Here is a 25958-nt window from a genome sequence, read left to right as displayed (position 1 = left end):
AGAGGAGCGTACGTGACCCAGACCATCCTCATCCGCGCGCGGCGCTTTGCCGTTCCCGTACTCCTGTCGCTGCTGGCCGGCTGCGTGCCGCCCGCGGCGTCGCCGGTCATCGCTCCACCACCGGTGGCCAGTGCACCGGTCGCCGTCGACCCGTCCCGCCTGGAATCGGAGGCGACGATCGCCACGTCGATCGCCTCGACACCTGGACTCGGCATGCTGGCGATGGAATTGCGTGCCGCCGAACTCGACCAGCTGCTGGGTGGCGATGGCCCTTACACGCTCTTCGCGCCTACCGACGCGGCTTTCGCCCACCTCGCCCCCGGGATCGCTCGCGACCTGCTGGCACCTAAGAACCGTTCGGCGCTGGTGGCGCTACTCCGCTACCATGTCGTCGCGGGCACGATGACCACGGAACAGTTGACGGACCGTATCCGCGCCGGCGGCGGACGCGCGACGCTGACCACGTTGGGCGGCCAGCCGATCACGGCGACGATGACTGGCGACGTCATCACACTGACCAGCGTCACCGGCAACCGCAGCTACGTCGAGGCGGCGGACGTCGCGCAGGTCAATGGCGTGATCCATGTGGTGAACGGCGTGCTGGTGCCGAAGCTGCCGTAAAGTCGATTTGGTCATACCGGCAAACGAACCCGGGATGACCTGGGAGAGTCTATATCTCCCATCGCTCCGCCGCTGCCGTATCCGCCGCACGCGCCTCGACCCACTCCGCCTTGCTGCCACGGGTCTCGCGTTTCCAGAACGGTGCATCGGTTTTCAGCCGATCAATCAAATAAGCGCACGCCTCAAGCGCCGCAGCCCGATGTGGCGCCGATGCCGCCACGAAGACGATCCGTTCGCCCGGCGCCATCGGCCCGACCCGATGCACGATCGACGCCGCGCCCAGCGACCAGCGCGCCACCGCCTCTTGCGCGACCCGCACCAGCGCGGCCTCGGTCGCGCCGGGGTAATGCTCCAGCTCCAGCGTGCCGACACCATCATCGGCACGGACCAACCCGCTGAACGTCGCGACCGCGCCCGCGCCGGCCGCCTGCTCGGCAAGCGCCATTTCCGTTGCCACATCGATCGGCGTGCGATCGACCACCACCCGGATCATCCGCCGGTCACCGGAGGGAATAACGCGATCTCGCGTGCGCCGGCGATGCTGGCGTGCATCGTGACGAAGTCCTGATCGACGGCGGCCCGCAATCGGACGCGATCCGCCAGCGCCCCAGCGCTCACGTCGTCTCGCGCCGCCAGCCATTCGACCAGATCGGCAACGCTGGCCACTGCTGCCGGTGGATCGACCGTTTCCTGCGCCTTGCCCATCCGCTCCCGCACCCAGGCGAAATACAGCATCTCGATCGCCATCGGTTCAGTCCATGTGCTTCAGGCCGACGCGGAGGTAATCCCAGCCCGTCACCAGCGTCAGCGCCGCCGCCGCCCACAAACAGGCAAGACCGATCGCCTTGATCCACACCTGCGCCGGCAGCGCGCCCGCGAGGATCAGCGCACCGAAGGCGACGAGCTGCAGCGTCGTCTTCCACTTGGCGAGCTTCGATACCGGCAGCGATACCTGAATACCGGCCAGAAATTCACGCAGGCCCGACACTGCGATCTCGCGGAGCAGGATGATGAGCGCGGCGATCAGGTGCACGCCGGTGATGAGCGCCATGTCGTCGTGCCGCGTGCCGACCAGCATCAGGATCACCGCAGCGACCATGATCTTGTCGGCGATCGGATCGAGGAACACGCCGAGCCGCGACACCGCGCCCTGCGCCCGCGCGAGATAGCCGTCGAAATAGTCGGTAATGCCCATCAGGCAATACAGCGCGAAGGCGATGCCGAACCCCGCCTCCCAACGCGGCCACCACAGGAAGGCGACGAGCAACGGTACCGCGACGATCCGCGACAGCGTCAAAAGGTTGGGCAAGGTCAGCATCCTGTTCTCCCTACTCCGGTGCGCGCGCCTGCGTAACCCCGTGCCGCACCCCGTTGCCCCCACATCCTGCCATCATTCCACATGGGTTGGCGGATCGCGTGGCCCCCATCGGCGATGCCCCGTTGGCGATGCTGGCCCGCTGGGCTATGCCCGCCGCAATATCGCCACGATCGAAGGCCGACTTTCGCATGCTGAATGCCATGGGGTTGCTGAGGCAGCGCCGCTTCCTTCCCCTCTTCGCCACCCAGTTCCTCGGCGCGTTCAACGACAATCTGTTCAAGACGTCGATGGTGCTGTTCGCGACCTATGCGATCTTCAACGATCCGCACATGGAAACGAACTTCAACGCGCTGGCGACCGGAATCGCCATCCTGCCGTTCTTCCTGTTCTCCGCGCTCGCCGGACAGCTGGCGGACAGCCACGACAAGGCGCGGATCATCCGAATCGTAAAAACGGCGGAGATCGGCATCATGCTGCTCGGCGCCGCCGGGTTGATGGTGGCGCGTGCGGGCTATCCGGGCGCGGGGATCGGCCTGATGCTGGGTGCGGTGCTGTTCCTCGGCGTGCATTCGACGTTCTTCGGGCCGATCAAATACGCAATCCTGCCGCAGCATTTGAAGCCGTGCGACGTGCTCGGCGGCACCGGGCTGGTCGAGGCGGGAACGTATCTCGCGATCCTGCTCGGCACCGTCATGGCCGGGTACGTACCGATCGAGGGCGCGGCGATCCTCGTCATCGTCGTCGCGCTGATCGGCTGGATCACCGCGCGGCAGGTGCCCCCTGCGCCACGCGAGGGCCCGCGACTGAAGCTCAACTACAATCCCTTCACCGCATCCTGGCGGCTGATCCGCACGACGATGCACATCCCGCGTCTGTTCCTCGCCATCTGTGCGATCAGCTTTTTCTGGACGATCGGTGCAGTGCTGATCATCATCTTTCCGCCGCTGGTGAAGAACGTGCTCACGGCCGACGAACGCGTCGCAAGCGGTGCGATCGCTGTGTTCTCGGTCGGGGTGGCGATCGGATCGGTGGTCATCAACACGATGCTGAAGGGTCGCATCAGCGCGCGCTATTCACCGCTATCGGTGATCGCGATGGGCGTGTTCGTGGTGATATTCTCGTTCCTGTGCCGCAGCTGGATCCCCGCGGCGCCGGGCACCTATTACGACTGGAGCGAGTTCGTCGCGCAGCCGCGCGCGGTGCCGATCATGCTGAGCCTGCTCGCAATCGCGACCACCGGCGGCATGTTCGTGGTGCCGCTCTACGCATTCCTGACGACCACGGTCGAAAAGGATCAGACCGCACGCACCGTCGCTGCGAACAATGTCGTCAATTCGGGTGCTATGACGCTTGGATCGGTGGTGGCGATCGGCATCAACGTGATGGGCGTCCGGCCCGTCGACATGCTATTCCTCGTCGCGGCGATGTGCCTGGTGTCGGCCTGGATCGCACAAAGACTGCATGCTGCCTGCGATTAGGTCGCAGATGCCCGATCAGAAGATCAGGGTGTAGAAACAGGTAAAGAAAGCGGCGAAGCTCAACAGGAACAGCTTCCAGTCGGAATCGTCGTTGCTGCCGGCATGCGCCACAACCGGTGGCGGCAGCGACCGGCGAAGCGGATGGCGAGCGGACTCGTTGGTCAGGACTAGGCGTCGGGTCATCATGAAGACGTTAACGCCGCGTTTACGATTGGGACCAGTCGCAAAGGTGGTTAAGCAGGCGCTGTCCGAAGATGGGACATTCCGGAAAAGGCTGATTGATGAGTGTCGCGTTCCGTCGCGAGAGCGATGAAGAGCATCTGGAACCGAAGTTCGAACGTCCGATCCCGGCCGGCCCGAACCTGGTGACGCGCGCCGGCAAGGCGCTGATCGATGAGCGGATCGCGGCGCTGGAGGCATCGCTGACGGTGGCCGCTGCGGCGGACATCGACGCGATCAGGCGTGACCTGCGATACTGGCATACCCGGCGCACGACGGCGATCGAGATCGCCGCGCCTGCGGACGGCAGCATCGGCTTCGGCAGCCGGATCGTCGTCGACATCGCCGGCAAGCGGCGCGACATCGTCATCGTCGGTGACGACGAGGCCGATCCCCCGCGGGACCGGATCGCCTATGGCGCGCCGCTGGCGCGGGCGCTGATGGGTGCGGAGGCCGGCGACCGACTCCCGTTCAACGGGCGGGCCGATGCGATCGAGGTCATCGCCGTAAGTGCAGAGGCCTGAGCCGAACTACAAGGCCATCGCTGGCCCCGTAGTTCGACCGTCGGGCACCGGGGAGCGCCCTGCGGCCGGTGGGCCAATGTGGGAGAGAACGCCACCGACGCATAAGCATAGCGACAGCGTGTTGCGGCGATGTGTCCATGTCGCGTGGGTCAGGACATCGCTGCGCAACACACGACGGTAAAAGCGCGCACGAAGGAGTTCGGCATGTCCGTCGCCCATTCCGTGAATGCCTGCATCGCCACCCGGCACAAACCCGGTCGCGGACAGACCAGCAGCGGCGGCATCCGCCGGGCGCGCTGCACGTGCTGCGGCTTGCGCCTGATGCGGACGGCGATCAGCCGGCAGTGGATCATCGCTGACGAGATCGGCTGATCCCCGATATCCGGCCGGATCGGCGGGCGTCAGATCGGCAGGGTCACGCGAGCGATCGCGCCGCCGTCGGGATGGTTGCCGATCGTCGCGTCGCCGCCATGCGCCCGTGCCACGCCCCTGACGCTGCTGAGGCCCAGACCGATGCCGCCGGTATCCCGGTTGCGCGACCGCTCGCCGCGGTAAAAGGGGTCGAACAGATGGTCGAGATCGTCGGGGTCGATCCCCGCTCCGTGATCGCGCACCGCGATCACCGCATGTCCATCCGCCTGCGCGAGCGTCACTTCGGCATCCCCGGCATATTTCAGCGCATTGCCGACGAGGTTGCCGACCAGCGCCTTCAATCCCGCCGCATCGCCCTCAATCACCAGCGGATCGCCGTCGTGCAGCGTCACCGGCTCGCCGCGATCGGCGAGATCGTCGGTCACGCTCTCGACCAGCGAGCGCAGGTCGAGCCGGCGGCGTTCGCCGATCTGGTTGCCATCGCGGAAGAAGCCGAGTGCAGCCTGCAGCATCGCCTGCATGTCGCGGATGTCCGATTCGCTGCGCGTGCGCAGCGGCTCCGGCGCCTGTTCCAGCCGCAGGCCCAGCCGCATCAGCGGGGTGCGCAGATCGTGGGCGATCGCGGCGATCATCGTCGTGCGATCCTCGACATAGCGGTTGAGGCGCGCCTGCATGCGGTTGAACGCTTCCGCCGCCTCGGCAATCTCCGCGGGGCCGCCGAGCGGCACCGGCGCGGCACGCGGATCACGACCCAGCCGCTCCGCCGCCGCACCGAAGGCCGCGATCGGTTTGATCAAACGGCGTGCGAGCAGCCAGGCGAAGGGCGCTACCGCCAGCATCGCCGCGAGCAGCCACAGCAAGGCCCGCCAGCGCCAGCTCTCGAACCCGGTCCGCGCGCCGCGCACGCTCGTCCAGCTACCGTCGGGGCGCTGCACCGAGACGGTGAAATGCCCGAACAGGATCTGGTTCCGCGCATCGGGCGAGCGGCGCGTTGGGGACAAGCCCCTGAGGCGCGGCAACGGTCCGAACGCCATCGGTGGCGGACCGCCACCGAAATGAACGTGCACGCGGTCGGCGGCGATCCCCAGCTGACTCGCGATGGCGCCCGCCAACAGGTTGCCGCGTTCGTCGTACGGTGCGGCATTGTCGGCATCGTCCGACAGCAGCAATTCGCCGCTGGCATCGCGCCCGGCCCGCAACGCCGCCACGACCTGCGCCACGGAATAGATGCGCGGCGTGGGCGGCGCGATCGACACTACCAGCGCGACGTTGAGCGCCTGTACTGCCGCTACGCTGAGCAGCATCACCAGAAATACCCGCCAGAACAGCGACCGTCGCGCCCATCGCCATGCAGCCCGACGTGGCTGCGTGAGGTCGGTCACAGGCGGCCGACGGCGGGCACGAACAGATAGCCCTCGTTGCGGATGGTGCGGATGATCTCATCCCCGCCACTCCGCAGCTTGCGACGCAGGCGGCTGATCTGGACGTCGATCGCGCGATCGAACGCGTCCGAATTCGGGCCGCGCGCCGTCTCCAGCAGCAGTTCGCGCGACAGCACCCGTCGCGGGCGTTCGGCAAAGACGCGCAGCAGCGCGAACTCGCCATCGGTCAGACCGACCAGAACGCCCTGCGCATCGACCAGTTCGTGCGCCAGCAGGTCCATCGTCCATCCGTCGAAGGTCAGGCGGGACCGGTCCTGCGGCTCGGCCTGCTGCCGGCTGCGCAGTGCGGCACGAACTGTGGCCAGCACCTCGCGCGCGCTGCACGGCTTCGGCAGATAATGGCTCGCCCCGATCTCCAGCCCGACGATCCGATCGCGTTCCTCGCCCAGCGCGCTCAGCATGATGACCGCCGGACCGCCGTCGCGAGTGATCCGGCGGCAGGCGGAAATGCCGTCCTCGCCCGGCATCATCACGTCGAGCAGCACCGCATCGATCCGTTCGCGCGCCAGCACCGCATCCATTTCGCGCGTGTTCGCCGCCGCCGATACGCGATAGCCGCGTGCGCCCAGACTGTCGGTCAACAACGTGCGGATATCACGGTCGTCGTCGACGATCAGGATAGAGGCGGGCTCGTCGACGGGTTGCGGGATCGCGCTCATCATCATGCCGCCTTCATGCCGATCATTTGTTGCAGTGGAATATCCAATCCGGGCCAGACAGAGCATGCGACTGGACATCCGACCGCAACATGGGGCTGGTTGATGACAGCTTCTGGAGAATCGTCATGACCCGCAAGATTGCCTGCGCACTATTCGTCGTAGCCTGCACCGCCGCCGCCGCAACCGCACAGGGGAACCGCCGCACCTTCATCAGCCCGATGGGACAACCGTTCCACGGTAGCGACGCCGCGCCCGATCCCGAGCGCGCGTGGTTCACCGCGGCCGATGCGAACGGCGACGGGAAGATCACGATTGCCGAGTTCAAGAGCGACGCCGGCCGCTTCTTCGCCGCGCTTGACCGCAAGCGCGACGGCGAGATCGATCCGGACGACATCGACTATTACGAGAACACCATTGCGCCGGAGGTGCGGTCCAGCGACGGCGGCCGCGGCATCATCGCGCGCGGTTCCGATTCGAATGCGCAGGGTGGCCCCAAGGCCCCCTTGTACGATGCAGGCAAGTTCGGGGCGGCCCGGTTCAGCTACTTCGACCTGCCCGAACCGGTCACCGCAGCCGATCGCAACTTCAATCGTGGTGTCGACCCGCGCGAATTCGGCGATGCCGCCGACAAGCGTTTCGCATCGCTCGATACCGGGAAGGACGGAGCGTTGAGCTGGGACGAGCTACCCCATGTCAACGTCCGCGTAGAAGCGTCAGGCAAGCGGCGTGGGAAGCGTGGACGCGACGGAATGTGACCCGCGTGGGGAGCAGCACATGACGGCTGCTCCCCACGTAGTCGGTCTTCGGTGTCAGTCCAGCCGGCGTGCCAGTTCCTTGTTCAGGCCCAGTGCGACCAGTGTCGCGACCGCGCCCGACAGCAGATACCCGCCCGCGGCGATCAGGCCGAACTGGCTTGCCAGCACCAGGGCAGCCAGCGGCGCGAAGCCCGCACCAAACAGCCATGCGAGATCCGAGGTCAGCGCCGCACCGGTGTAGCGCGCCCGCTTCGGGAAGTTGTTGGTGACCGCGCCCGACGACTGGCCGAAGGCGAGGCCCAGCAGGATGAAGCCGCCGATCATGAACGCCAGCTCGCCTGCATCTCCGCCGGCCAGCAACTGCGGCGCGAAGCCGCTGAACACCGCGATCGCCGCGGCGGTGTAGCCCAGCACTGAACGCCGTCCGATCCGGTCGGCGAGCAGACCCGAAATCACTACAGAGCCGAGCCCGAAGAACGCACCGATGATCTCGATCCCCAGGAAGCGCGCGATATTCTCGTTCGTATACAACGCGACCCACGACAGGGGAAACACCGTCACCATGTGGAACAAGGCGAAGCTGGCCAGCGGTGCGAACGCACCGATGACGATGTTGCGCCACTGCGCCTTCACCGTCGCGGTCACCCGCGACGGGGTCAGCTCGCGGCTCTTGAACTGTTCGGTGTATTCCGGCGTAACCACGATGCGCAGCCGCGCGAACAGCGCCACCACGTTGACCGCGAAGGCGACGAAGAACGGATAACGCCAGCCCCACGACAGGAAATCGACCATCTCCATGTTCGCGAGGAAGAACGCGAACAGGGCGCTCGCCACGATCAGGCCGAGCGGTGCGCCGAGCTGCGGCACCATCGCGTACCAGCCGCGCTTTTCCGGCGGCGCGTTGAGCGCCAGCAGCGAGGCGAGGCCGTCCCATGCACCGCCCAGCGCCAGCCCCTGGCCGATGCGGAACGCCGCCAGCAGGAACGCCGAAGCAGCGCCGACTTCGGCATATCCGGGCAGGAACGCAAGCGCGACGGTGGACGTCCCGAGCAGGAACAGCGCGATCGTCAGCTTGGTGCCCCGGCCATATTCGCGATCGACCCACATGAAGATCTGCGTACCGAACGGGCGGGCGATGAACGCCAGCGGGAACAGCGCGAACGACCACAGCGTGCCGGTCAGCCGGTCGACATACGGAAACACCAGCGCCGGGAACACGATGACCGATGCGATGGCGTAACAGAAGAAGTCGAAGAATTCCGACGTCCGCCCGATGATGACGCCGATTGCGATCTCACCGGGACGGACCTCATGGTCGCCCCGGGTGTTGACGGCACGGGCATCGCGTTCGAGCGGTGCGGAATGGGCGGAAGCCACTGACATGTATCGCAGTCCTGTCGTCTCGCAGCCCAACGGCCACCGGTCATCAACGCACTGCGCCCCGAAAAGGACGCAGCACGAACACGGGCTTCTACCGCAGACCGGGACCATGCGGGATAGGACAAAATGTCCTATTTTGCGATGCAGCACACAGGCGTAGCGGACATGACGATGCGAACACCCCCGTTCCCCCTCACGCGGCTCCGGACCGCTGCCGTCGCGCTCCTCGCGCCCGCCCTGCTGGGCGGCTGCGACTGGGTTGTGATGAACCCGTCAGGCGACGTTGCCCGACAACAGGCCAATCTGATCCTGTGGTCGACCGGCCTGATGCTGCTGATCATCGTCCCCGTGATCGCGCTCACCATCCTGTTCGCGTGGAAATACCGCCATACGAACGAAGAGGCGGAATACACGCCGAACTGGGATCATTCGACCGGGCTGGAACTGATCATCTGGTCGGCGCCGCTCCTGATCGTCATTGCGCTCGGTGCGCTGACCTGGATCAGCACCCATGCGCTCGACCCGTACCGTCCGCTCTCCCGCCTCGAAGCAGGCAAGCGACTGGCGAAGAACGACAAGCCGCTGGAAATCCAGGTCGTGTCGCTCGACTGGAAGTGGCTGTTCATCTATCCCGAACAGGGCGTGGCGACAGTCAACGAACTGGTCCTGCCGATGAACCGGCAGGTGCGGTTCCGGATCACGTCGTCGTCGGTGATGAATACATTTTACGTGCCCGCGATGGCCGGCATGATCTATTCGATGCCGGGCATGGAGACGCGGCTGCACGCGGTGCTCAACAAGCCCGGGCGGTTCGAGGGGTTCAGCGCCAATTACAGCGGCGCCGGCTTCTCGGAAATGCGCTTTACCGTCGACAGCATGGATGACGCCGGCTTCGCCAAATGGTCCTCGGAGGCGCGCACCGCGCAGAAGACGCTCGATCTGCCGACGTACGTCCAACTGGAAAAGCCCAGCGAGAAGGTGCCGGCGATCCGCTATGCCTCGGTCGCGCCGACGCTGTTCGACCGCATCGTCGGCATGTGCACCAAGCCGGGTGAAACCTGCATGCAGGCGACGATGATGAAGGATGGTGCGCACGATCCGCGTCGCGACAGCGGCCATGGTGCCCCCGTCAACGACAGCGGCCACATGCGCGGCAGCGAGTCGAAAGGCGCGCTGCAGAAGGAGCCGGAGGAGAAGGGCAGCAGCCCGCATCGTAACGCGCCCCGCCCCGCGGCGCCCGGCAGCAACAAGCCTGGCAACGAAGACAACCGATCCATGACTTCCATCGACCCGCTTCCGGCGCTGCTCGCCGGAAACGCGGCCGCTCGATCCTAGGACGAACCTGATGTCCGACGCTTTTCTGAAGACCATTTTCGGGCGGCTGACGCTCGAGAGCTTCCCGATCCACGAGCCGATCCTGATCGCGACCTTTGCCATGGTCGCGCTGGGCGGCGCCGTGCTGGTCGGCGCGCTGACCTATTTCAAGGTCTGGGGCTATCTGTGGAAGGAGTGGTTCACCAGCGTGGACCACAAGAAGATCGGGATCATGTACATGATCCTCGGCATCGTCATGCTGCTGCGCGGATTCTCCGACGCGATCATGATGCGCATCCAGCAGGCGATCGCCTTCGGCGCGAACGACGGCTACCTGCCCGCGCATCACTATGACCAGGTGTTCACCGCCCATGGCGTGATCATGATCTTCTTCGTCGCGATGCCGTTCGTCACCGGTCTGATGAACTATGTCGTGCCGTTGCAGATCGGCGCCCGCGACGTGTCGTTCCCCTTCCTCAACAACTTCAGCTTCTGGATGACCGCGGCGGGTGCGGCGATCGTGATGGCAAGCCTGTTCGTCGGCGAATTCGCCCGCACCGGCTGGCTGGCGATGGCGCCGCTGTCGGGGCTCGATTATTCGCCGGATGTCGGGGTCGACTATTACATATGGTCGCTGCAGATAGCCGGCGTCGGGACCCTGCTGTCTGGCGTCAACCTGCTCGCGACCATCGTCAAGATGCGCGCGCCGGGCATGAGCCTGATGAAGATGCCGATCTTCACCTGGTCGGCGCTGGCCACCAACGTGCTGATCGTCGCCGCCTTCCCGGTGCTGACCGCCGTGCTCGCGATGCTCAGCCTCGACCGTTACGTCGGCACGCACTTCTTCACCAACACCATGGGTGGCAACCCCATGATGTACGTCAACATGATCTGGATCTGGGGTCACCCGGAAGTCTATATCCTGATCCTACCGGCATTCGGTGTGTTCAGCGAGGTCACCTCGACCTTCTGCGGCAAGCGTCTGTTCGGCTATACGTCGATGGTCTACGCCTTGCTGGTCATCACCATCCTCGCGTACCTCGTTTGGTTGCACCACTTCTTCACCATGGGGTCGGGGGCTAGCGTCAATTCGTTCTTCGGCATCACCACGATGATCATCTCGATCCCGACCGGGGCCAAGATCTTCAACTGGCTGTTCACCATGTACAAGGGGCGCATCCGGTTCGAGCTGCCGATGATGTGGACGATCGCGTTCATGATCACCTTCGTCATCGGTGGCATGACCGGCGTGCTGCTCGCGGTGCCGCCTGCCGACTTCGTGCTGCACAATTCGCTGTTCCTGATCGCGCACTTCCACAACGTGATCATCGGCGGCGTGCTGTTCGGGATGTTCGCGGGGATCAACTATTGGTTCCCCAAGGCGTTCGGCTTCAAGCTCGACAAGAAGTGGGGCACGATCAGCTTCTGGTTCTGGGTCATCGGCTTCTACGTCGCATTCATGCCGCTCTACGTGCTCGGCCTGATGGGCGTGACGCGCCGCCTGCGCCATTTCGAGGACCCGTCGTTGCAGATCTGGTTCATCATCGCCGGCATCGGTGCCGCGATGATCGCGGTCGGCATCGCTGCCTTCCTGATCCAGTTCTACGTCAGCTTCCGCAACCGCGAGGCACTGCGCGACTTCACCGGCGATCCGTGGAACGGCCGCAGCCTGGAATGGGCGACCTCGTCGCCGCCGCCGGCGTACAACTTCGCGTTCACACCCGTCGTCCGCGATCTGGACGCCTGGTACGACATGAAGTCGAACAATGCCGTCCGTCCGATCAACGGGTTCCGCGACATCCACATGCCGCGCAACACCGGCGCGGGGATCATGCTGGCGGGCCTGTCGATGGTCTTCGGCCTGGCGATGATCTGGTACATCTGGTGGCTCGCGGCGCTGTCGCTGCTCGGCCTCGTGGCGGTCGCGATCGGTCACACCTTCAACTACGACCGCGACTATTACATCCCTGCCGATGAGGTCACCGCCGCCGAGGACGAACACACCCGGCAGCTGAACGCCCGCGCAGCCGTGGCGGGAGCCTGAGGATCATGAGCGAAGCGACCATCCCCCCGGGCACGCAGGCGCCGGTCTTCTACGAGACCGACGAACATCATCACGACGCCGGCGGCAGCACGATGCTGGGCTTCTGGCTGTACCTGATGAGCGACTGCCTGATCTTCGCCATGCTGTTCGCATCATATGGCGTGTATGGCGGCAGCTATGCCGGCGGACCGCAGCCGCACGAGATCTTCAGCCTGCCGCTGGTGGCGCTGAACACCTCGATGCTGCTGCTGTCGTCGATCACCTACGGCTTTGCCATGCTGTCGATGAACGACGGCAAGGTGCGCGCCGTGCAGGGCTGGCTGGCGATCACCGGCCTGTTCGGCCTCGCCTTCCTGTGCATCGAATTGTACGAATTTTCCGAGCTGATCCATGAGGGCGCCGGGCCGCAACGCAGCGCGTTCCTGTCGGCGTTCTTCACCCTCGTCGGCACGCACGGCCTGCACGTCACCTTCGGCCTGATCTGGCTGGTGACGCTGATGGTGCAGGTCGGCCGCAAGGGGCTGATCGCCGCCAACCAGCGCCGCCTGCAATGCCTGTCGCTGTTCTGGCACTTCCTCGACGTGATCTGGATCGGCGTGTTCACCTTCGTCTACCTGTTGGGAGTCCTGCGATGAGCAGCGAGAACCCGGTCGTGTCCGGCCAGCCCCATCACGATCACCCGAACGACAATGCCCACGGTCATGGCCATTCGTCGGACGAGGCGCACGGCACCCGCAAGGACTATGTCATCGGTTTCGTGCTGTCGGTGATCTTGACCGCGATCCCCTTCGGTCTGGTCATGAGCGGCATCATCACCGACACCCGGATCACCGCCGGCATCGTCATGGTGTTCGCGCTGGTGCAGATCGTCGTTCACATGGTTTACTTCCTGCACATGAACTCGAAGTCGGAGAACGGGTGGACGCTGATGGCGTTGATCTTCACGATCATCGTGCTGACCATCTGCCTCGCCGGGTCGCTGTGGGTGATGTATCACATGAACACCAACATGATGCCCGGCATGACCTCCGGAGACATGGGCGCGATGTGACGATGCGCAGGGCGATCGTTCCCGGCCTGTTGCTGGCCACGATCGCCCTGCTGATCGGTCTGGGCGTCTGGCAGATCGAACGCCGGACGTGGAAACTGGCGCTGATCGCGCAGACCGAGCGGCAGTTGCGCGCGGCCCCCGTCGCGGCCCCGCCGCCATCGGCTCCGATAGATGCGGACGACGCCTACAAGCCCGTGGTCGCCACCGGTCGCTATCGCGCCGGCGCGGACACGTACGTTCAGGCCGTGACCGACCTCGGCGGCGGGTTCTGGGTGCTTACCCCGTTCGATACGGATCGCGGCTTCACCGTGCTGGTAAACCGCGGTTTCGTGCCGGCGGACCAGCGCGGCAAGGTAGCCCCGCCGACTGCCCCGCAGAGCATCCGTGGCCTGCTGCGCCTCACGGAGCCGGGCGGCGGTTTCCTCCGCTCCAACGACCCGGCCGGCGACCGGTGGTACTCCCGCGACCTCGCCGCCATTGCCGAGGCGAGGCATCTGGGTCGGGTCGCGCCCTATTTCATCGACGCGAGCGAACCCCGGACCGGCTGGCCCCGCGGCGGCATGACCGTCGTCCGCTTCCGCAACAGCCACCTGGTGTACGCGCTGACATGGTTCGGACTGGCGCTGTTGGTCGCCGTTATGGCCTGGCGCGTGCGGAGGCGAATTTAATCGGTCGAGCGGCGCGGTGCGCCACCCCCAACTCGTCACTGCGAGCTACCGGGCGTCTGGTTCCATGCGCCGACCGAGGTCCGATCGATATCCAGACTCGCAGGACGGGGACGGCCGCAGAGACATCGTCACCCCGGACTTGTTCCGGGGTCTACCGTGCGGCCAAGGGAGCAGGTGGAGCCGCTCGTCATTCCCGCGCGGCACAGTCGACCCCGGAACAAGTCCGGGGTGACGAACGAAGACAGAAGGATTACCGGTCCTGAATATCGAGTGGCGCCAATTCATCGGGGATGGCGGCCCAGTGTTCGTTCAGAGGCAGGCGATCCGCAGCTAATCGTCCAGCTTGGCTCCATCCAGCGTCCGCCGGACCCGCGCCTGCTCGACGGCATCCGCTTCCCGCTCCGCCTTCGTCCGCCCGAACTTCGCGCGGTTCGCTTCGGCCGTGATTGCCGCCGCCGTACGATCCCGCGCTTTCCTGATACGGCGCAGGTTGACGATCTCCGCCATCCTATCGCTCCGCTGCGCGCGCTTCGGCCGCGCGCTTCACCGCGCACCAGCGCTCCCATTCGTCGCGCGCATCCGCCAGCGCCCGATGCGTGGGCACATCGCGGTCGCGCACCTCGGCGAGCGTGATCACGTCCGCCACCGCCACGCCCAGATTCGCCGCCGGCACCGCATCGCGCAGGATCGCCGTCGCCGTTTCGCGCTGCGCATCCTCGGTATCGCGCAACCGCAGCGCGTGGCGCGGCAATTTCGCGGCGCGCAGCAGCGCGCTCAGCCATTTGCCGTCCCAGGATGGCGCGCTGGCGAACAGTGCGTGGCCGCTGAGCACCTCGACCATCCGCCGCGCAACGATGTCGTGCGGCGTGCCCTCCGCCTCCAGCGTCGCGCGCGGGATGTGGTGGATCGCCTCCGCCTCGGCATCCCAATCGTCCCATTGCAGCGGTGGGTGGATCAGATGACTTTCGTCGCGGCCGTCCTCGAACACCCAGGCGACCTCGATCGGATAGCTCTTCTTGGCGAGCGACGAGGCTTCGAAATCGAGGAACACCAGCATGACGGTTGAACGCGTACGCGGCAAAAAGGGGTGCCGTCTAGTGGCCCGATCGCCGCCACAGGCCGCGCACGAGCCGTCCAGCCAGCGCCGGCAGCCCTGGCCTCAGCAACAGCCAATCGCGGATCGCCGGCCCCTTGTCGGCGCCGATCACCTGTTTGTAGCCGCTGTCGCCCGCGCCCCAGTCGACCCGGCCGATCCCACGCCCCAACGCCTCGACGAGGTTGCGGTAATACAGCAACTTGCCCGGTGAATGCTTGGCGTAAGCGGGATCGTAGCTGTTCGCGATTGCATATTTCAGATCGCCGGCATCGAGATCGAACGAAAAGGCCGCCGGCTTGCCGTCGATCGTCAGCAGCGCCGCGCGAAGCATATCGGCGATCACCGGATCCGCCGCGGCTGCGCGCCAGAACGCACCATGACCGGTGGTGGTGAATTTCGCGTCAGAGCCATCGGTGCGCGCGGCGATCCAGCTCGCCTGTTCGATGTCCGCAAGCGCATCGAACGCCGCGGGCCAGTCGGCGCCCGTCAGGAAACGCCAGTCGGGCGCGCCATGGGCCGCCAGATGCTTTTCGTGGAAGCGGTTCTTGCGCAGCGTCGAACCGCGCGGCCACGTTCCCTCTGCCTGCAACGCCGCCATGTCGAGCAGCCAGCTGTCGGCGACGAACCGGTCGAGCACCGCCCATCCGCCCGCCCGCGCTGCCGCGATCAATGGCATCGCCGCGACATCGTCGTCGTACACCGGCCCGATCCGCAAGCCGTTGAGCGATCCGGCGAGCGTCGACAGCGCCGCTTTCACCGTGGCCTCGCCCGCAAACGTCGCAACCGGAAAACTGCGGAACGGCCAATAGGACCCCGGCACCGCCGCCAGTTTCAGCCACGTCGGCCCGACGTCGACTAGCGGCAACGCCAGCGATGGCTCGCCATCCTCCTCGACGAGCAAGGTACGGGCGCGACCGCCATAGGCATTCAGGGCCGCGGCATACCAGCCGTAGCGCAGGAAGGCCTGCCCGGGCGCCGCGGCATCGGCCACGGCGTCGATCGCTGCGGCAAGGCCATCGGCGACGCTGCCCCGCGCCACCGGGGGCAGGCGTTGGAAGTCGGCGAGGAACATCGGTTTGGTCACAGCGTGGGGCTGTAGCCGCGATCCGTTACCAACCTGTGCAGATTGCGACGGGCCGTGCACCCTTTCGCGCGCCGCGAAGTGACCTATGATGCGTCCCATGCCGACGTTCTTTCAGGTTTCGACGATCGCCCAGACGATCCAGCTGTCGCTCGCGCCGGTGTTCATGCTCGCCGCGATCGGCCAGATCCTCAACGTGCTCGCCGGGCGGCTGGCACGGGTGATCGACAGGGCGCGGGCGCTGGAAGATCGCGTATTGGGCAGCGAGGGTGCCGACCGCAAGCGGTACGTCCGCGAACTGAAGCTGCTCGACGAACGGATGTCGATCATCAACGGCGCGTTGTTCCTGGCGGTATCGAGCGCGGTGATGGCATGTATCGTCATCGCATTGCTGTTCGTTGCCAACATCGCGAGTTTTCACATCGGGACGTGGATCGCGCTGGCGTTCATCGTCGCGGTGTCGCTGCTGATCTGCTGCCTCACCGCCTTTATGTGGGAAGTACGGGTCAGCCTGCGCGCGATCCACGTGCGAAAGGAAATCCTGTCGTGAACGTCCGGGTCGAACGCCGCATCCTGCAAATCGTCGTCGCGCTTGCCTGTATCGTGCCGCTGAGCGTCGGCGGGCAGAGCATCGTGCAGGGTCCAGCCTTCCTTGGCCATCCGCCGGTCGTCCCGACCGATCTCGACAGCCATTTCCGCTACATTTCCGGCATCTTCTTCGCAGTCGGCGTCGCGTTTGCGACCTGCATACCGCGGATCGAGACGAGCGGGCCGCGGTTCCGGCTGCTCGGCGCGCTGGTGGTGGCGGGCGGTCTGGCGCGCGTCGTGTCGCTGGTCGCCGTCGGCGTGCCGTCCGCCGGTCATGTCTTCGGGTTCGGCATGGAATTGGGCGCCGTCCCGTTGCTGATGCTGTGGCAGGCCAGCTTCGCCCGGCGATGGCGGGCACACTTGCCATCGTCGCAGGCGTAGCGCGGCGCCGACGAGTCAGCGCCCGTCGAGCCCCTTCCCCACGTCGGCCTGCGGCAGATAGCGCGGCGCAACCCGCGCCTGCGCCCGCTGTTCATAGGCATAACCGGCGCCCAGCACGGACGCCTCGCCGTTCCGCGTCGCGATGAACGACAGGCCGACCGGCAGGCCCTTCACCAGACCCATCGGCACCGTCAGATTGGGATAGCCCGCGATCGCCGGCAGCTCGGACGACGACGGCCCGTTATACTGGTCGCCATACACCGGATCGCTCAGCCACGCGCCCGCATAGGTCGGCTCGACCAGCACCTTTGCACCCGCGCTGCGCAGCATGCCGTCGATCGCCTCGCTCGCCAATTTGAACGATCTGGCGCGCGCTGCCTTGTAGGCGGGATCGTTCAGTCCCCTCGTCTTCGCCGCCTCCTCGAAAATCTCCTGCTGGAAGAACGGCATCTCCTCGGCCGCGTGCGCACGGTTGAAGGCGATCAGCTGGTCGAGCGTTCGCGCGGTGACGCTCGGCGGCGTGGTCGCCAGATAGGCGTCGAGGTCCGCCTTCAATTCCGTCTTCAGCACCGTGAATTCGGCATCGCCGATCCCGTCGAGTTTGGGCGCCTTCACCTCGACCAGCACGGCCCCTGCGCTGCGCAGCACCTCGAGCGCCGTATCGTAGCGCGCCGCCACCTCTGCCGACAACGACGCCGGCCTCAACACCGCGACGCGTACGCCCGACAGCGCGCTGACCGACAGGCCGGCGGCATAGTCGGGTCCGCCGGCCGCCATCCCCTGCAACAGGATTGCGGCATCGCGCACGCTGCGGGCCATCGGCCCCGGCGTGTCCTGCGAATGGCTGATCGGCACGACATGCTCGCCGCTGACCAGCCCGATCGTCGGCTTCAGCCCCACCAGCCCGTTGATCGACGACGGACAGACCACCGAGCCGTCGGTCTCGGTCCCCACAGCCGCCGCCGCAAAGCTCGCCGCCACCGCCGCGCCCGATCCCGAGGAGGACCCGCAGGCGGTGCGATCGAGCGCATAGGGGTTGCGCACCAGCCCGCCGATGGCGCTCCACCCGCTCATCGCATGCGTCGAGCGGATGTTGGCCCATTCCGACAGGTTGGTCTTGCCGAGGATCACCGCACCCGCCGCCCGCAGCGCCGCCACTACCGGTGCGTCGCGCCCGGTGACATTGTCCTTCAATGCCAGGCTGCCCGCCGTCGTCGCCATCCGGTCGGCGGTTTCGATATTGTCCTTGATCAGCACCGGTACGCCATGCAGCGGACCCCGCATGCGCCCGGCCCTGCGTTCCACATCCAGCGCCTTCGCCTGTGCGATTGCGTCGGGGTTGACGGTGATGACGCTGCGCAACGTCGGGCCCTTGCGGTCCATCGCCGCGATCCGCTCGAGATAGGCGCGCGTCAGCTCGGCGCTGGTCGCCTTGCCCGCCGTCATCAGCGCCTGCACCTGTTCCAGCGACACCTCTTCGACCTTCACGTTTCTCGTCGCGGCCGGCACGGCGGTGGCGGCGAGCAGAAACCCTAGAAACATCCGGCGCATTGGAACCCCCTGTCGTATCGAAACGATGCTACCGCGACGCGGCGCCCGCGCAAGCGAGCGGCGCGCGATTGACCCGATGGCGATCACGCGGCACTCCGTCGTCTTGATCTGCATCAATACCGAAGGACGTCCGTGGCATTCGCATTCAAGATCATCGGCGGAGTCGTGCTATTGCTGATCGTGGCGGCAGGACTGGCCGTAACGATCGCGCCGCGTTTCCTCGATCGGATCTATTATCGGGGCGATGCCAGCGATCACTACGATGGCGAACGCTTCTTCAATCCCGACAAGGATGAGGACACGCTGCGCGCTCCCCCCGGCCGCGGTGGCCGCGCCGGCTTCTTCTGGCGGCAGTTCACCGGGAGCGACGGCCGCCCGGCCTGGCCCGCCAGCGTGCCCGTTGCCGCCTCGAAACCCGCTGCCCGCGTCGAGGGCGAACGGATGGTGGTGACGTGGATCGGTCACGCCAGCGTGCTGATCCAGACCCAAGGCCTGAATATTCTGACCGACCCGGTCTACGCCGACCGGGCCGGCCCGATGGGCTTCGGGCCGAAGCGCGTCGCCGCTCCCGGCGTGGCATTCGACGATCTGCCGCGGATCGATCTCGTGCTGGTCAGTCACAACCATTACGATCACCTCGATCAGGCGACGCTCAAGCGCCTGTGGCAGCGCGACCGGCCGCAGATCGTCACCAGCCTCGGCAACGACAGCGTCATCGGCCAGACCGGTGCGAAGGCGATCGCCCTCGACTGGGGCGGCAATGCCACGCTGACCGCGGCTGGGCTGAAGGATACCAGCACCGACATCCGTTGCGATCCCGACAGCTGGTGCCCCGGCGACCGCGCCCGCGTGTTCATCACCCGCAACCACCATTGGGGCAGCCGCTGGTTCACCGATCGCAATCGCGCCCTCTGGTCCAGCTTCGTCATCGCACTGCCGAGCGGCGGCAACGTCTTCTTCGCCGGCGACACGGGCTTCGGTGACGGCCTGTGGGCGGCAGAGGCTGCCGCCTACGGCCCGGTCCGTTTCGCGATGATCCCGATCGGCGCCTTTCGCTTCGCGCCCGGCCAGATGAGCTCCGGCAGCCACATCGGCCCGGCGGAGGCTGCGCTGGTCCACCAGCGACTGGGTGCCGCGCGGTCGCTCGCGATCCACTGGGGCACGTTCCGCCTGTCGTACGAGGGATACGACACGCCGCCGAGGATGCTGGCGGCGGCGATGCGGTGCACCGGTGGCACGGGGTTCGCCGCCGCCGCGATCGGTGTGCCGTTCGAGGTCGCGCCATATGCAAAGCCACAAACGGGCAAGCCGCTGGAGCCGGCCGCAATGCTGGCGTGCATGGACACGCCCGCGGTGAAGGCGCTGCACTGATACGGGAGCGTACACGCCCCTCCCCATCGTTTCAGTTCTGTCGAAACGTCTGTGCCAGCCCGTGGTACAGCTTCTCGCGACACACCAGCTGGCTCGCCCAATCCGCCAGAAACGCGGTCGCGAACATCGGCAGCAGCAGGCCACGGCTCGCCGTCGTCTCCGACAGGATGATCACCGCCGTCAGCGGCGCTCGCACGACGCCTGCGAAATAGGCGACCATTCCCAGGATCACCACCGCCCCCGCCGGATCGTTCGGGAACACCGCGTGCAGCAGGTTGCCCACGCCCGCACCGACCGCGAGGCTCGGCGCGAAGATCCCCCCGGGCAGGCCCGCCACCGCGGTCGCCAGTGTCGCCAATGCCTTTGCCGGGCCGAACCACAAGGGCGCATCGACGCCGACGATCATCGCCCGCGCCGCGGAATAGCCCGTTCCCCACGTCAGCCCGGTGGTGAACACGCCGAGCACCGCCACCACCGTTCCGCACAGTCCGGCGAAAGCGACGGGGTGCGCCTTGCTCCAGCGCGTCACCGCATGCCGCCCGCTCGCCAGCCCCAGCACGACGCGCGAGAACAAGCCGCCGAACGCGCCGCCCGCAATCCCCGCTACCGGCACCACCAGCAGCGCGCTGGCGATCGGCATGTGCGCGCCGATCGCGCCGAAATAGACGTAGTCGCCGGCGAGGCTCTGCGCGACCATGCCGGCGATGACGATCGACGACAGCACCAGCAGCGTCACCTTCTGCTCATAGGCCGCTGCAAGCTCCTCGATCGCGAACAGCACCCCGGCGAGCGGTGTGTTGAACGCCGCAGCAACACCCGCCGCGCCGCCGGCGATGATTACCGCGCCCTGCAACGGCACGCGCAACAGCCGGTGGCTGACGCCCATCACCGCGGCGGCGATCTGCACCGTCGGCCCCTCGCGCCCGACGCTCGCGCCGCACAGGATCGCGCCCATCGTCAGCACGACCTTGCCGACGACGGTCTTCACCGCGATCAGCCCGCCGGTCGCCGCCTGCGGATCGGGTCGCGCCGCCATCACCTGCGGAATTCCCGATCCGCGCGCCAGCGGTACGAACGCGCGCGTCACCCACACCAGCGCCATGAAGCCCAGCGGCGTGGTGACCAGCGGTAGCCAGTGCCAGTGCCGCGCATAGGTGCTGAACAGCATCCCCATCTCGTCCGACGCCTCGGCGAACAGCACCGCGACGATGCCGATCGCGATCGCCCCGGTGATCACCGCGATCCGCCGCCGGAAGCGGACGCTGGTCGGCCCACGGGACCGCAACAGGGCACGAAAACGATGGGGCGTCCACCGGCGGGACCGGGTCGCAGGGCGTTGATCGGGCATGGCTTTACCCTAACGCAGACGGTCCGTCCGCGATACCGGGCGATGGATCAATCCACGAATATCGGCGCCCGGCGGGCCATGTTTGCGGCGACCGCCTCCATCATGTTCGGCTTGCCGATCACCTTCAGCTGCTCCTCCGTCTCCGCCTCCAGCATGGTTCGCGGATCGGCGTCATGCGCCATGTTGAGCAACCGTTTGGCTCCGCGGATCGCGTGCGGCGAGCGACCGGCGATCGCCTTCGCAAGGGAAAGCGCCTCTGCCAGCGGATCGTCCGCCAACCGCGTTACGAAGCCGTGGCGCAGCGCTTCGTCCGCATCGAATTCGCGCGCGGTATAGACCAGCTCGCGCAGCACATCGTCGCGCACCAGCCCGCGCCAGATCGGGAAGCCCGCCATGTCGGGCACCAGCCCCCAATACGTTTCGCGGATCGCGAACCGCGTCGCGGGCGCAGCGATGCGGATGTCCGCGCCCGACATGATCTGGAACCCGCCGCCGAAGGCGACGCCGTGCACCGCGGCGATCACCGGCATCGGCAATTGCCGCCAGCCCCAGGTGACGTGCTGCGGCAGGATGCTCCCTTGCGCATTGCGCTCCTTCGACGTGCCGGAGCCGCCCCGCGCCATGCTCTCCATGTCGAGCCCGGCGCAGAATCCCCTGCCCTCGCCCGACAGCACGACGCAGCGCACGTCGGTACGGGTCGCCAGCGCATCGATCGTCGCGCCGATGCCTTCGAACATCGCAGGATCGATCGCGTTCATCTTGTCGGCGCGCGCGAGGCGGACATCGGCGATCCCGTCGGTGACGGTCAGCGTGACGCGGTCGTTCATGGCATCTCTCCTTTTGCGGCCACGCTAGGCCAGCCACTCGCGTTGCGCTACCGCCGTCACCGTGTAGAGGAGCGCGGATGAGCGGCTTCAACATCGATGCTTTCCTCGCGCACCGCTTTGCCGGACACGCGGGCCTGCTGGGCATCACCTATCATGCCAAGGGCGACGGCTGGGTCGAGCTGGCGCTACCCTATGCCGATACCTTGATCGGCGACCCGGATAGCAAGGTGCTGGCGTCGGGTCCGATCATCGCGCTGATGGACATGGCGACCAGCGTCGCGGTGTGGGTGAAGCGGGACAAGTTCGCGGCTCAGGCAACGCTGGACCTGCGCGTCGATTATCTGCGCCCGGCGACGCCCGGCCGCACCGTGATCGGCCGGGGCGAATGCCTGAAGGTCACCCGGTCGATCGCCTTCGTTCGCGGCATCGCCTATGACGAAACGCCCGACGATCCGCTGGCGCATGTCGCCGGCACATTCATGCTGATGGATGCGCTCGCATGAGCCTGCCGCCCTATGCCGAGCTGCTCGGCATCACGCTGGAGCCGCGCGACGGCGCTGCACCGTTGTTGGAAATGCCGTTCGGGGACGACGTGCTCGGTCGCCCCGGCTTCCTGCACGGCGGCGCGATTGCCGGATTGCTGGAAGTAGCGGCGATCGTCTCGCTGCAACATGCGCTGACCGAAGAAGGCGGAGGCCGGATCAAGCCGGTCAACGTCACCGTCGACTTCATGCGCGGTGGTCGCGACAAGCCGACCCGTGCGGAAGGGATCGTCACCCGCCTCGGCACCCGCGTCGCCAACGTCGAGGCGATCGCATGGCAGGACGACCGCGCCAAGCCGATCGCGCATGCGCGGATGAACTATCTGATTGCGCGGGATTAACTCGCAACGGAGAAGCCCCTCCCAGTCAGGGAAGGTGTTGGGTGGGGGACATCTCACCGAGACCAGCGCCAGTTAATTCCTCCACCCCGACCCCTCCTTTGAAAAGGAGGGGCTTCGGCAAGGTTTACCCCCGCGCCACTGCGGCTGCATCGGCGATCTGCGCCTCTGTCGGCGTCACGCCGGTGTAGAGCACGAACTGCTCCACCGCCTGCAACACACCGATCGCCGCGCCGGTGATGACCCGCTTGCCCGCCGCCTGCGCCGCGCGCAGCAGCGGCGTCTCCGGCGGCAATGCGACCGCATCGAGGACGATGTCCGCCGCCGCGATCGTGTCGCTATCGAACGCCATCGCCTCGGCATCCGCGCCTTCCATGCCGAGCGGGGTGACATTGGCGAGCAGTCCCGCGGTCCGTGATCCCACCTCGGCCGCCCAGTCCCAACCGACCGACTCCGCCAGCGCACGTCCCGTCGCTTCGTTGCGCGCCACGATCGTACCCTGCGTCAGCCCGGCGTCGCGCAACGCGGTCGCGACCGCCTTGCCCATCCCGCCCGAACCACGCAGCAGCACGGTCGTGTCGGCAGGCAGCGCCGCCTGCTCCATCAGCGTTTTGACCGCCGAATAATCGGTGTTGTAGCCGGTCAGATGCCCGGCATCGTTGACGATCGTGTTGACGCTGTCGATCGCCGCCGCCGATCCCTTCAACTCGTCGAGCAGCGGAATCACCGCCTCCTTGAACGGCATCGACACCGCGCACCCCCGAATGCCGAGCGCCCGGATACCGCCGATCGCGGCGGGCAGATCGGTGGTGGTGAACGCCTTGTAGACATAGTCGAGACCGGTCAGCTCATACAGCCGGTTGTGAAACCGTGTGCCGAAGTTGCTGGGCCGCGCGGAGAGCGACATGCACAACAGCGTGTCGCGACCGATCAGGGGTTTGGTCATGGTTTCTCTCTTCTCATTCCTCCCTCGCGTCTGCGGGGAGGGGGACCGCGCCGAAGGCGTGGTGGAAGGGGCGTTTCCGCAAGCACCACGTCCGATGCTTACCTCCCCCTCCGTCAGCCTGCGGCTGCCACCCCCCCTCGCGGGGGAGGAATGCAGATCACTTCGCCGTTAGCCGGATCAACCGGCCCTGCGACTTGCCACCATCCTCGATCACCCAGATCGCGCCGTCCGGCCCCTGTTCGACATCACGAATGCGCGCGCCCATCGGCCATTGGTCGCCTTTCTTCGCATTCTGGCCATCCAGATCGACGCGGATCAGCGCCTGCGAAGACAGCCCGCCGATGAAGGCATCACCCTTCCACGCCGGGAACATCGACCCCGAATAGATCATCAGCCCGCCCGGCGAAATCACCGGATTCCACCACACCTTGGGCGGCTCGTAGCCGTCGCCGGGCGCATGATCGGGAATGTCGCGGCCATCGTAATGGCTGCCGTTCGACACGTTGGGATAGCCGTAATTGCGCCCCGGCATCACGAGATTGAGCTCGTCGCCGCCCTTCGGCCCCATCTCCTGTTCCCACAACCGCCCCTGCGCATCGAACGCGATACCCAGCAGGTTGCGGTGGCCATAGCTCCACACCTCCGGTGCGAAGCCCTTCGCCACCAGCGGGTTGCCCGGCGCCGGCTTGCCGTCGAGCGTCAGACGCAACACCTTGCCCAGCGTCGCCTGCGGGTCCTGCGCCGGCGTGAACTTCTGCCGTTCGCCATTGGTGAAGAACAGCGACTGGCCATCCGGGGAAAACGCGATCCGCCCGGAGTAATGCCCGCCGCCCTCGACGAAGGGCCGCGCCTGGAACAGCGCCTCGATCTCGCCCAGCCGCTCGCCACCGTTGCCGTCGGAGCGCAGACGACCGCGCGCCAGCACCACGCCCTTGCCACCCGCACCCGCAGTCGAATAGCTGAAGTATATCCGCTTGCTGCTCGCGAAATCGGGTGCGGGCACCACGTCCATCAATCCGCCCTGCCCCGCCGTATCGACGGTGATCGTCGCGATCGTCTGGCGGCGCTTGCCGTCGGCGGACAGCAGGATCATCTGCCCTGCTTTCTCGGTGACGACGATCCGGTCGTCAGGCAGGAACGCCAGAGCCCACGGAGAGACGAAATCCGCCACCACCGTCTCGCGGAACGGCTTGGTCGACGGCGGCGTCTCGCCGGCCTGCCCCTCCACGGGGGCGTTGCCCGAACAGGCGATGAGGGCGATTGGCAGGATGGCGAGCAGGCTTAGGCGCATGAATATCTCCCGGTTTCCACGGCGAACGCCTGACTAGCCGCGATGGATGCTTGTTTCCAACCCGGCCTCGACGTATATGGCTGATGCCTTCTCTAACATCGTCAGGTGAAAGAGGCTGCGGGGGACGACCTCCGCGGCGGCGAAGACCTGTTATCTGGAGCTTGCATGGCGGACGTCGCCCACCTCACGCAATTGATCGAACCCGAGGCCCGCGCGCTGGGCTTCGACCTCGTGCGCGTGAAGATGATCGGCGGCAAGTCCGACCCCACGTTGCAGATCATGGCGGAACGCCCCGAGACCGGGCAGCTGACGATCGACGATTGCGCCGATCTGTCGCGCCGCGTCTCCGATGCGTTCGACGTGCTGGAAGCCGAGGGTCGCGACCCGATCGAGGATGCATACCGACTCGAAGTATCGTCGCCCGGTATCGACCGCCCGCTCACCCGGCCGAAGGATTACGCGACCTGGGCGGGCCATGAGGCGCGGATCACGCTGGTCGAGAAGATCGACAACCGCAAGATCCTGACCGGCGATCTCGTCGGCATCGAGGGCGATCAGGTCACGATCGACGTGCGCGGCCACACCCGCATGACCGTCGGCCTCGATGCGATCCACGATGCCAAGCTGACGATCACCGACCGGCTGCTCGCCGCCACCGCACCCCTCTCCAGCGAAGGCGCGGACGAATTCGAAGAGGTATCCGAGGATGCCGACACCAACGACAACGACTCCTTGAACGAAGGACAGAAGTAA

At 66.4% G+C, this 25958-nt stretch carries 31 protein-coding genes; 16 read left to right on the top strand and 15 right to left on the bottom strand.

The window, feature by feature from the left end; all coding sequences use genetic code 11:
• Nucleotides 1-12 precede the first annotated feature (12 nt).
• Entirely contained in the window at nucleotides 13-621 is a 609-nt protein-coding gene (locus NF699_17990) for a fasciclin domain-containing protein (protein USU04893.1), read from the top strand.
• Nucleotides 622-670: 49 nt separating this feature from the next.
• Here NF699_17990 and NF699_17985 read toward each other — a convergent pair whose 3' ends face one another.
• The 3 genes from NF699_17985 to pgsA are packed head-to-tail and all read right to left on the bottom strand — an operon-like array spanning nucleotide 671 to nucleotide 1939.
• Complete coding sequence (locus NF699_17985; protein ID USU04892.1) at nucleotides 671-1114, bottom strand: molybdenum cofactor biosynthesis protein MoaE; 444 nt, start codon at nucleotides 1112-1114, stop codon at nucleotides 671-673.
• The gene (moaD, locus tag NF699_17980) at nucleotides 1111-1368 is read right to left on the bottom strand and encodes a molybdopterin converting factor subunit 1 (protein USU04891.1); all 258 of its coding nucleotides are present in this window, start codon (nucleotides 1366-1368) and stop codon (nucleotides 1111-1113) included. The genes NF699_17985 and moaD overlap by 4 nt, the downstream gene beginning before the upstream one ends.
• A 4-nt stretch (nucleotides 1369-1372) precedes the next feature.
• Nucleotides 1373-1939, bottom strand: a complete 567-nt coding sequence (gene pgsA / locus NF699_17975; protein USU04890.1) for a CDP-diacylglycerol--glycerol-3-phosphate 3-phosphatidyltransferase — start codon at nucleotides 1937-1939, stop codon at nucleotides 1373-1375.
• A 188-nt stretch (nucleotides 1940-2127) separates the two neighbouring features.
• Between pgsA and NF699_17970 the strand changes: the two genes are divergently transcribed.
• The gene (locus tag NF699_17970) at nucleotides 2128-3417 is read left to right on the top strand and encodes an MFS transporter (GenBank protein USU07149.1); all 1290 of its coding nucleotides are present in this window, start codon (nucleotides 2128-2130) and stop codon (nucleotides 3415-3417) included.
• Between the two features lie 15 nt (nucleotides 3418-3432).
• Here the strand turns inward: NF699_17970 and NF699_17965 are convergent, their stop codons facing one another.
• Nucleotides 3433-3600 carry a hypothetical protein gene (locus NF699_17965; protein ID USU07167.1) on the bottom strand — a complete coding sequence of 56 codons (168 nt, stop codon included), beginning with the start codon at nucleotides 3598-3600 and terminating at the stop codon, nucleotides 3433-3435.
• A 98-nt stretch (nucleotides 3601-3698) separates the two neighbouring features.
• Between NF699_17965 and NF699_17960 the strand changes: the two genes are divergently transcribed.
• Nucleotides 3699-4160 (top strand): GreA/GreB family elongation factor, encoded by a 462-nt coding sequence (locus NF699_17960; GenBank protein ID USU04889.1) that lies wholly within the window; start codon nucleotides 3699-3701, stop codon nucleotides 4158-4160.
• Nucleotides 4161-4304: 144 nt separating this feature from the next.
• Nucleotides 4305-4532: a hypothetical protein gene (locus tag NF699_17955; protein ID USU04888.1), complete on the top strand. Its 228-nt coding sequence runs from the start codon at nucleotides 4305-4307 to the stop codon at nucleotides 4530-4532.
• A gap of 29 nt (nucleotides 4533-4561) precedes the next feature.
• Here NF699_17955 and NF699_17950 read toward each other — a convergent pair whose 3' ends face one another.
• Nucleotides 4562-5914: a HAMP domain-containing histidine kinase gene (locus NF699_17950; protein USU04887.1), complete on the bottom strand. Its 1353-nt coding sequence runs from the start codon at nucleotides 5912-5914 to the stop codon at nucleotides 4562-4564.
• On the bottom strand, nucleotides 5911-6636 hold the full coding sequence (locus tag NF699_17945) for a response regulator transcription factor (GenBank protein ID USU04886.1): 726 nt from the start codon (nucleotides 6634-6636) through the stop codon (nucleotides 5911-5913). The genes NF699_17950 and NF699_17945 overlap by 4 nt, the downstream gene beginning before the upstream one ends.
• A gap of 122 nt (nucleotides 6637-6758) precedes the next feature.
• Between NF699_17945 and NF699_17940 the strand changes: the two genes are divergently transcribed.
• Entirely contained in the window at nucleotides 6759-7388 is a 630-nt protein-coding gene (locus NF699_17940; GenBank protein ID USU04885.1) for a hypothetical protein, read from the top strand.
• Between the two features lie 54 nt (nucleotides 7389-7442).
• Here NF699_17940 and NF699_17935 read toward each other — a convergent pair whose 3' ends face one another.
• Complete coding sequence (locus tag NF699_17935; protein USU04884.1) at nucleotides 7443-8771, bottom strand: MFS transporter; 1329 nt, start codon at nucleotides 8769-8771, stop codon at nucleotides 7443-7445.
• 168 nt (nucleotides 8772-8939) lie between these two features.
• Between NF699_17935 and cyoA the strand changes: the two genes are divergently transcribed.
• Genes cyoA through NF699_17910 form a run of 5 tightly spaced genes read left to right on the top strand, consistent with a single transcriptional unit; the run spans nucleotide 8940 to nucleotide 13845 of the window.
• Entirely contained in the window at nucleotides 8940-10103 is a 1164-nt protein-coding gene (gene cyoA, locus NF699_17930) for a ubiquinol oxidase subunit II (protein USU07148.1), read from the top strand.
• Nucleotides 10104-10113: 10 nt separating this feature from the next.
• Complete coding sequence (gene cyoB, locus NF699_17925) at nucleotides 10114-12126, top strand: cytochrome o ubiquinol oxidase subunit I (protein USU04883.1); 2013 nt, start codon at nucleotides 10114-10116, stop codon at nucleotides 12124-12126.
• 5 nt (nucleotides 12127-12131) lie between these two features.
• Entirely contained in the window at nucleotides 12132-12761 is a 630-nt protein-coding gene (cyoC, locus tag NF699_17920) for a cytochrome o ubiquinol oxidase subunit III (protein USU04882.1), read from the top strand.
• Nucleotides 12758-13177 (top strand): cytochrome o ubiquinol oxidase subunit IV, encoded by a 420-nt coding sequence (cyoD, locus tag NF699_17915; GenBank protein USU04881.1) that lies wholly within the window; start codon nucleotides 12758-12760, stop codon nucleotides 13175-13177. Before cyoC ends, cyoD begins: the two co-directional genes overlap by 4 nt.
• The gene (locus tag NF699_17910; protein ID USU04880.1) at nucleotides 13174-13845 is read left to right on the top strand and encodes an SURF1 family protein; all 672 of its coding nucleotides are present in this window, start codon (nucleotides 13174-13176) and stop codon (nucleotides 13843-13845) included. The genes cyoD and NF699_17910 overlap by 4 nt, the downstream gene beginning before the upstream one ends.
• Before the next feature lie 330 nt (nucleotides 13846-14175).
• On the opposite strand, the gene NF699_17905 is transcribed toward NF699_17910, so the two are convergent.
• From NF699_17905 to NF699_17895, 3 genes are read right to left on the bottom strand one after another with little or no spacing between them, the layout of a single operon-like run.
• Entirely contained in the window at nucleotides 14176-14352 is a 177-nt protein-coding gene (locus NF699_17905) for a DUF4169 family protein (GenBank protein ID USU04879.1), read from the bottom strand.
• A 1-nt stretch (nucleotide 14353) separates the two neighbouring features.
• Nucleotides 14354-14902, bottom strand: a complete 549-nt coding sequence (locus tag NF699_17900) for a transcriptional regulator (GenBank protein USU04878.1) — start codon at nucleotides 14900-14902, stop codon at nucleotides 14354-14356.
• A gap of 37 nt (nucleotides 14903-14939) precedes the next feature.
• The gene (locus NF699_17895; GenBank protein USU04877.1) at nucleotides 14940-16025 is read right to left on the bottom strand and encodes a GNAT family N-acetyltransferase; all 1086 of its coding nucleotides are present in this window, start codon (nucleotides 16023-16025) and stop codon (nucleotides 14940-14942) included.
• A gap of 97 nt (nucleotides 16026-16122) precedes the next feature.
• Between NF699_17895 and NF699_17890 the strand changes: the two genes are divergently transcribed.
• Together NF699_17890 and NF699_17885 are read left to right on the top strand one after the other, a co-directional pair.
• Nucleotides 16123-16572 (top strand): DUF2721 domain-containing protein, encoded by a 450-nt coding sequence (locus NF699_17890; protein USU04876.1) that lies wholly within the window; start codon nucleotides 16123-16125, stop codon nucleotides 16570-16572.
• Nucleotides 16569-16991, top strand: a complete 423-nt coding sequence (locus NF699_17885) for a DUF4345 domain-containing protein (protein ID USU04875.1) — start codon at nucleotides 16569-16571, stop codon at nucleotides 16989-16991. Before NF699_17890 ends, NF699_17885 begins: the two co-directional genes overlap by 4 nt.
• 15 nt (nucleotides 16992-17006) lie before the next feature.
• Here the strand turns inward: NF699_17885 and NF699_17880 are convergent, their stop codons facing one another.
• Complete coding sequence (locus NF699_17880; GenBank protein USU07147.1) at nucleotides 17007-18533, bottom strand: amidase; 1527 nt, start codon at nucleotides 18531-18533, stop codon at nucleotides 17007-17009.
• 141 nt (nucleotides 18534-18674) lie between these two features.
• On the opposite strand from NF699_17880, the gene NF699_17875 reads away from it, so the two are divergent.
• Nucleotides 18675-19913 carry an MBL fold metallo-hydrolase gene (locus NF699_17875; GenBank protein USU04874.1) on the top strand — a complete coding sequence of 413 codons (1239 nt, stop codon included), beginning with the start codon at nucleotides 18675-18677 and terminating at the stop codon, nucleotides 19911-19913.
• Between the two features lie 31 nt (nucleotides 19914-19944).
• Here the strand turns inward: NF699_17875 and NF699_17870 are convergent, their stop codons facing one another.
• Both NF699_17870 and NF699_17865 read right to left on the bottom strand, forming a co-directional pair.
• On the bottom strand, nucleotides 19945-21261 hold the full coding sequence (locus NF699_17870; GenBank protein ID USU04873.1) for a chloride channel protein: 1317 nt from the start codon (nucleotides 21259-21261) through the stop codon (nucleotides 19945-19947).
• A gap of 47 nt (nucleotides 21262-21308) precedes the next feature.
• Nucleotides 21309-22088, bottom strand: a complete 780-nt coding sequence (locus tag NF699_17865) for a crotonase/enoyl-CoA hydratase family protein (GenBank protein USU04872.1) — start codon at nucleotides 22086-22088, stop codon at nucleotides 21309-21311.
• Nucleotides 22089-22165: 77 nt separating this feature from the next.
• On the opposite strand from NF699_17865, the gene NF699_17860 reads away from it, so the two are divergent.
• Entirely contained in the window at nucleotides 22166-22591 is a 426-nt protein-coding gene (locus NF699_17860) for a PaaI family thioesterase (GenBank protein USU04871.1), read from the top strand.
• Nucleotides 22588-22971 carry a PaaI family thioesterase gene (locus tag NF699_17855; protein ID USU04870.1) on the top strand — a complete coding sequence of 128 codons (384 nt, stop codon included), beginning with the start codon at nucleotides 22588-22590 and terminating at the stop codon, nucleotides 22969-22971. Before NF699_17860 ends, NF699_17855 begins: the two co-directional genes overlap by 4 nt.
• Before the next feature lie 124 nt (nucleotides 22972-23095).
• Here NF699_17855 and NF699_17850 read toward each other — a convergent pair whose 3' ends face one another.
• Nucleotides 23096-23914, bottom strand: a complete 819-nt coding sequence (locus NF699_17850; GenBank protein USU04869.1) for a shikimate 5-dehydrogenase — start codon at nucleotides 23912-23914, stop codon at nucleotides 23096-23098.
• A gap of 157 nt (nucleotides 23915-24071) precedes the next feature.
• Nucleotides 24072-25205, bottom strand: coding sequence for a PQQ-dependent sugar dehydrogenase (locus tag NF699_17845; GenBank protein USU04868.1), 1134 nt, complete (start codon nucleotides 25203-25205; stop codon nucleotides 24072-24074).
• A 165-nt stretch (nucleotides 25206-25370) separates the two neighbouring features.
• On the opposite strand from NF699_17845, the gene rimP reads away from it, so the two are divergent.
• On the top strand, nucleotides 25371-25958 hold the full coding sequence (gene rimP / locus NF699_17840; protein USU04867.1) for a ribosome maturation protein RimP: 588 nt from the start codon (nucleotides 25371-25373) through the stop codon (nucleotides 25956-25958).

This window comes from Sphingomonadaceae bacterium OTU29LAMAA1 (assembly GCA_024072375.1).
In the GTDB taxonomy this organism is placed as follows: domain Bacteria; phylum Pseudomonadota; class Alphaproteobacteria; order Sphingomonadales; family Sphingomonadaceae; genus Sphingomonas.
The sequence above is the reverse complement of the archived record's forward strand: the minus strand, read 5'-3'. Positions and strand labels throughout refer to the sequence as shown.

What these genes read in the sequence shown, in the direction of transcription:
- NF699_17985 (USU04892.1), bottom strand. Translation starts at nt 1,114, where the DNA reads ATGATCCGGGTGGTGGTCGATCGCACGCCGATCGATGTGGCAACGGAA.
- moaD (USU04891.1), bottom strand. Translation starts at nt 1,368, where the DNA reads ATGGCGATCGAGATGCTGTATTTCGCCTGGGTGCGGGAGCGGATGGGC.
- pgsA (USU04890.1), bottom strand. Translation starts at nt 1,939, where the DNA reads ATGCTGACCTTGCCCAACCTTTTGACGCTGTCGCGGATCGTCGCGGTA.
- NF699_17970 (USU07149.1), top strand. Translation starts at nt 2,128, where the DNA reads ATGCTGAATGCCATGGGGTTGCTGAGGCAGCGCCGCTTCCTTCCCCTC.
- NF699_17965 (USU07167.1), bottom strand. Translation starts at nt 3,600, where the DNA reads ATGACCCGACGCCTAGTCCTGACCAACGAGTCCGCTCGCCATCCGCTT.
- NF699_17960 (USU04889.1), top strand. Translation starts at nt 3,699, where the DNA reads ATGAGTGTCGCGTTCCGTCGCGAGAGCGATGAAGAGCATCTGGAACCG.
- NF699_17945 (USU04886.1), bottom strand. Translation starts at nt 6,636, where the DNA reads ATGATGAGCGCGATCCCGCAACCCGTCGACGAGCCCGCCTCTATCCTG.
- NF699_17940 (USU04885.1), top strand. Translation starts at nt 6,759, where the DNA reads ATGACCCGCAAGATTGCCTGCGCACTATTCGTCGTAGCCTGCACCGCC.
- NF699_17935 (USU04884.1), bottom strand. Translation starts at nt 8,771, where the DNA reads ATGTCAGTGGCTTCCGCCCATTCCGCACCGCTCGAACGCGATGCCCGT.
- cyoA (USU07148.1), top strand. Translation starts at nt 8,940, where the DNA reads ATGCGAACACCCCCGTTCCCCCTCACGCGGCTCCGGACCGCTGCCGTC.
- cyoB (USU04883.1), top strand. Translation starts at nt 10,114, where the DNA reads ATGTCCGACGCTTTTCTGAAGACCATTTTCGGGCGGCTGACGCTCGAG.
- cyoC (USU04882.1), top strand. Translation starts at nt 12,132, where the DNA reads ATGAGCGAAGCGACCATCCCCCCGGGCACGCAGGCGCCGGTCTTCTAC.
- cyoD (USU04881.1), top strand. Translation starts at nt 12,758, where the DNA reads ATGAGCAGCGAGAACCCGGTCGTGTCCGGCCAGCCCCATCACGATCAC.
- NF699_17905 (USU04879.1), bottom strand. Translation starts at nt 14,352, where the DNA reads ATGGCGGAGATCGTCAACCTGCGCCGTATCAGGAAAGCGCGGGATCGT.
- NF699_17900 (USU04878.1), bottom strand. Translation starts at nt 14,902, where the DNA reads ATGCTGGTGTTCCTCGATTTCGAAGCCTCGTCGCTCGCCAAGAAGAGC.
- NF699_17890 (USU04876.1), top strand. Translation starts at nt 16,123, where the DNA reads ATGCCGACGTTCTTTCAGGTTTCGACGATCGCCCAGACGATCCAGCTG.
- NF699_17880 (USU07147.1), bottom strand. Translation starts at nt 18,533, where the DNA reads ATGTTTCTAGGGTTTCTGCTCGCCGCCACCGCCGTGCCGGCCGCGACG.
- NF699_17870 (USU04873.1), bottom strand. Translation starts at nt 21,261, where the DNA reads ATGCCCGATCAACGCCCTGCGACCCGGTCCCGCCGGTGGACGCCCCAT.
- NF699_17865 (USU04872.1), bottom strand. Translation starts at nt 22,088, where the DNA reads ATGAACGACCGCGTCACGCTGACCGTCACCGACGGGATCGCCGATGTC.
- NF699_17860 (USU04871.1), top strand. Translation starts at nt 22,166, where the DNA reads ATGAGCGGCTTCAACATCGATGCTTTCCTCGCGCACCGCTTTGCCGGA.
- NF699_17855 (USU04870.1), top strand. Translation starts at nt 22,588, where the DNA reads ATGAGCCTGCCGCCCTATGCCGAGCTGCTCGGCATCACGCTGGAGCCG.
- NF699_17850 (USU04869.1), bottom strand. Translation starts at nt 23,914, where the DNA reads ATGACCAAACCCCTGATCGGTCGCGACACGCTGTTGTGCATGTCGCTC.
- NF699_17845 (USU04868.1), bottom strand. Translation starts at nt 25,205, where the DNA reads ATGCGCCTAAGCCTGCTCGCCATCCTGCCAATCGCCCTCATCGCCTGT.
- rimP (USU04867.1), top strand. Translation starts at nt 25,371, where the DNA reads ATGGCGGACGTCGCCCACCTCACGCAATTGATCGAACCCGAGGCCCGC.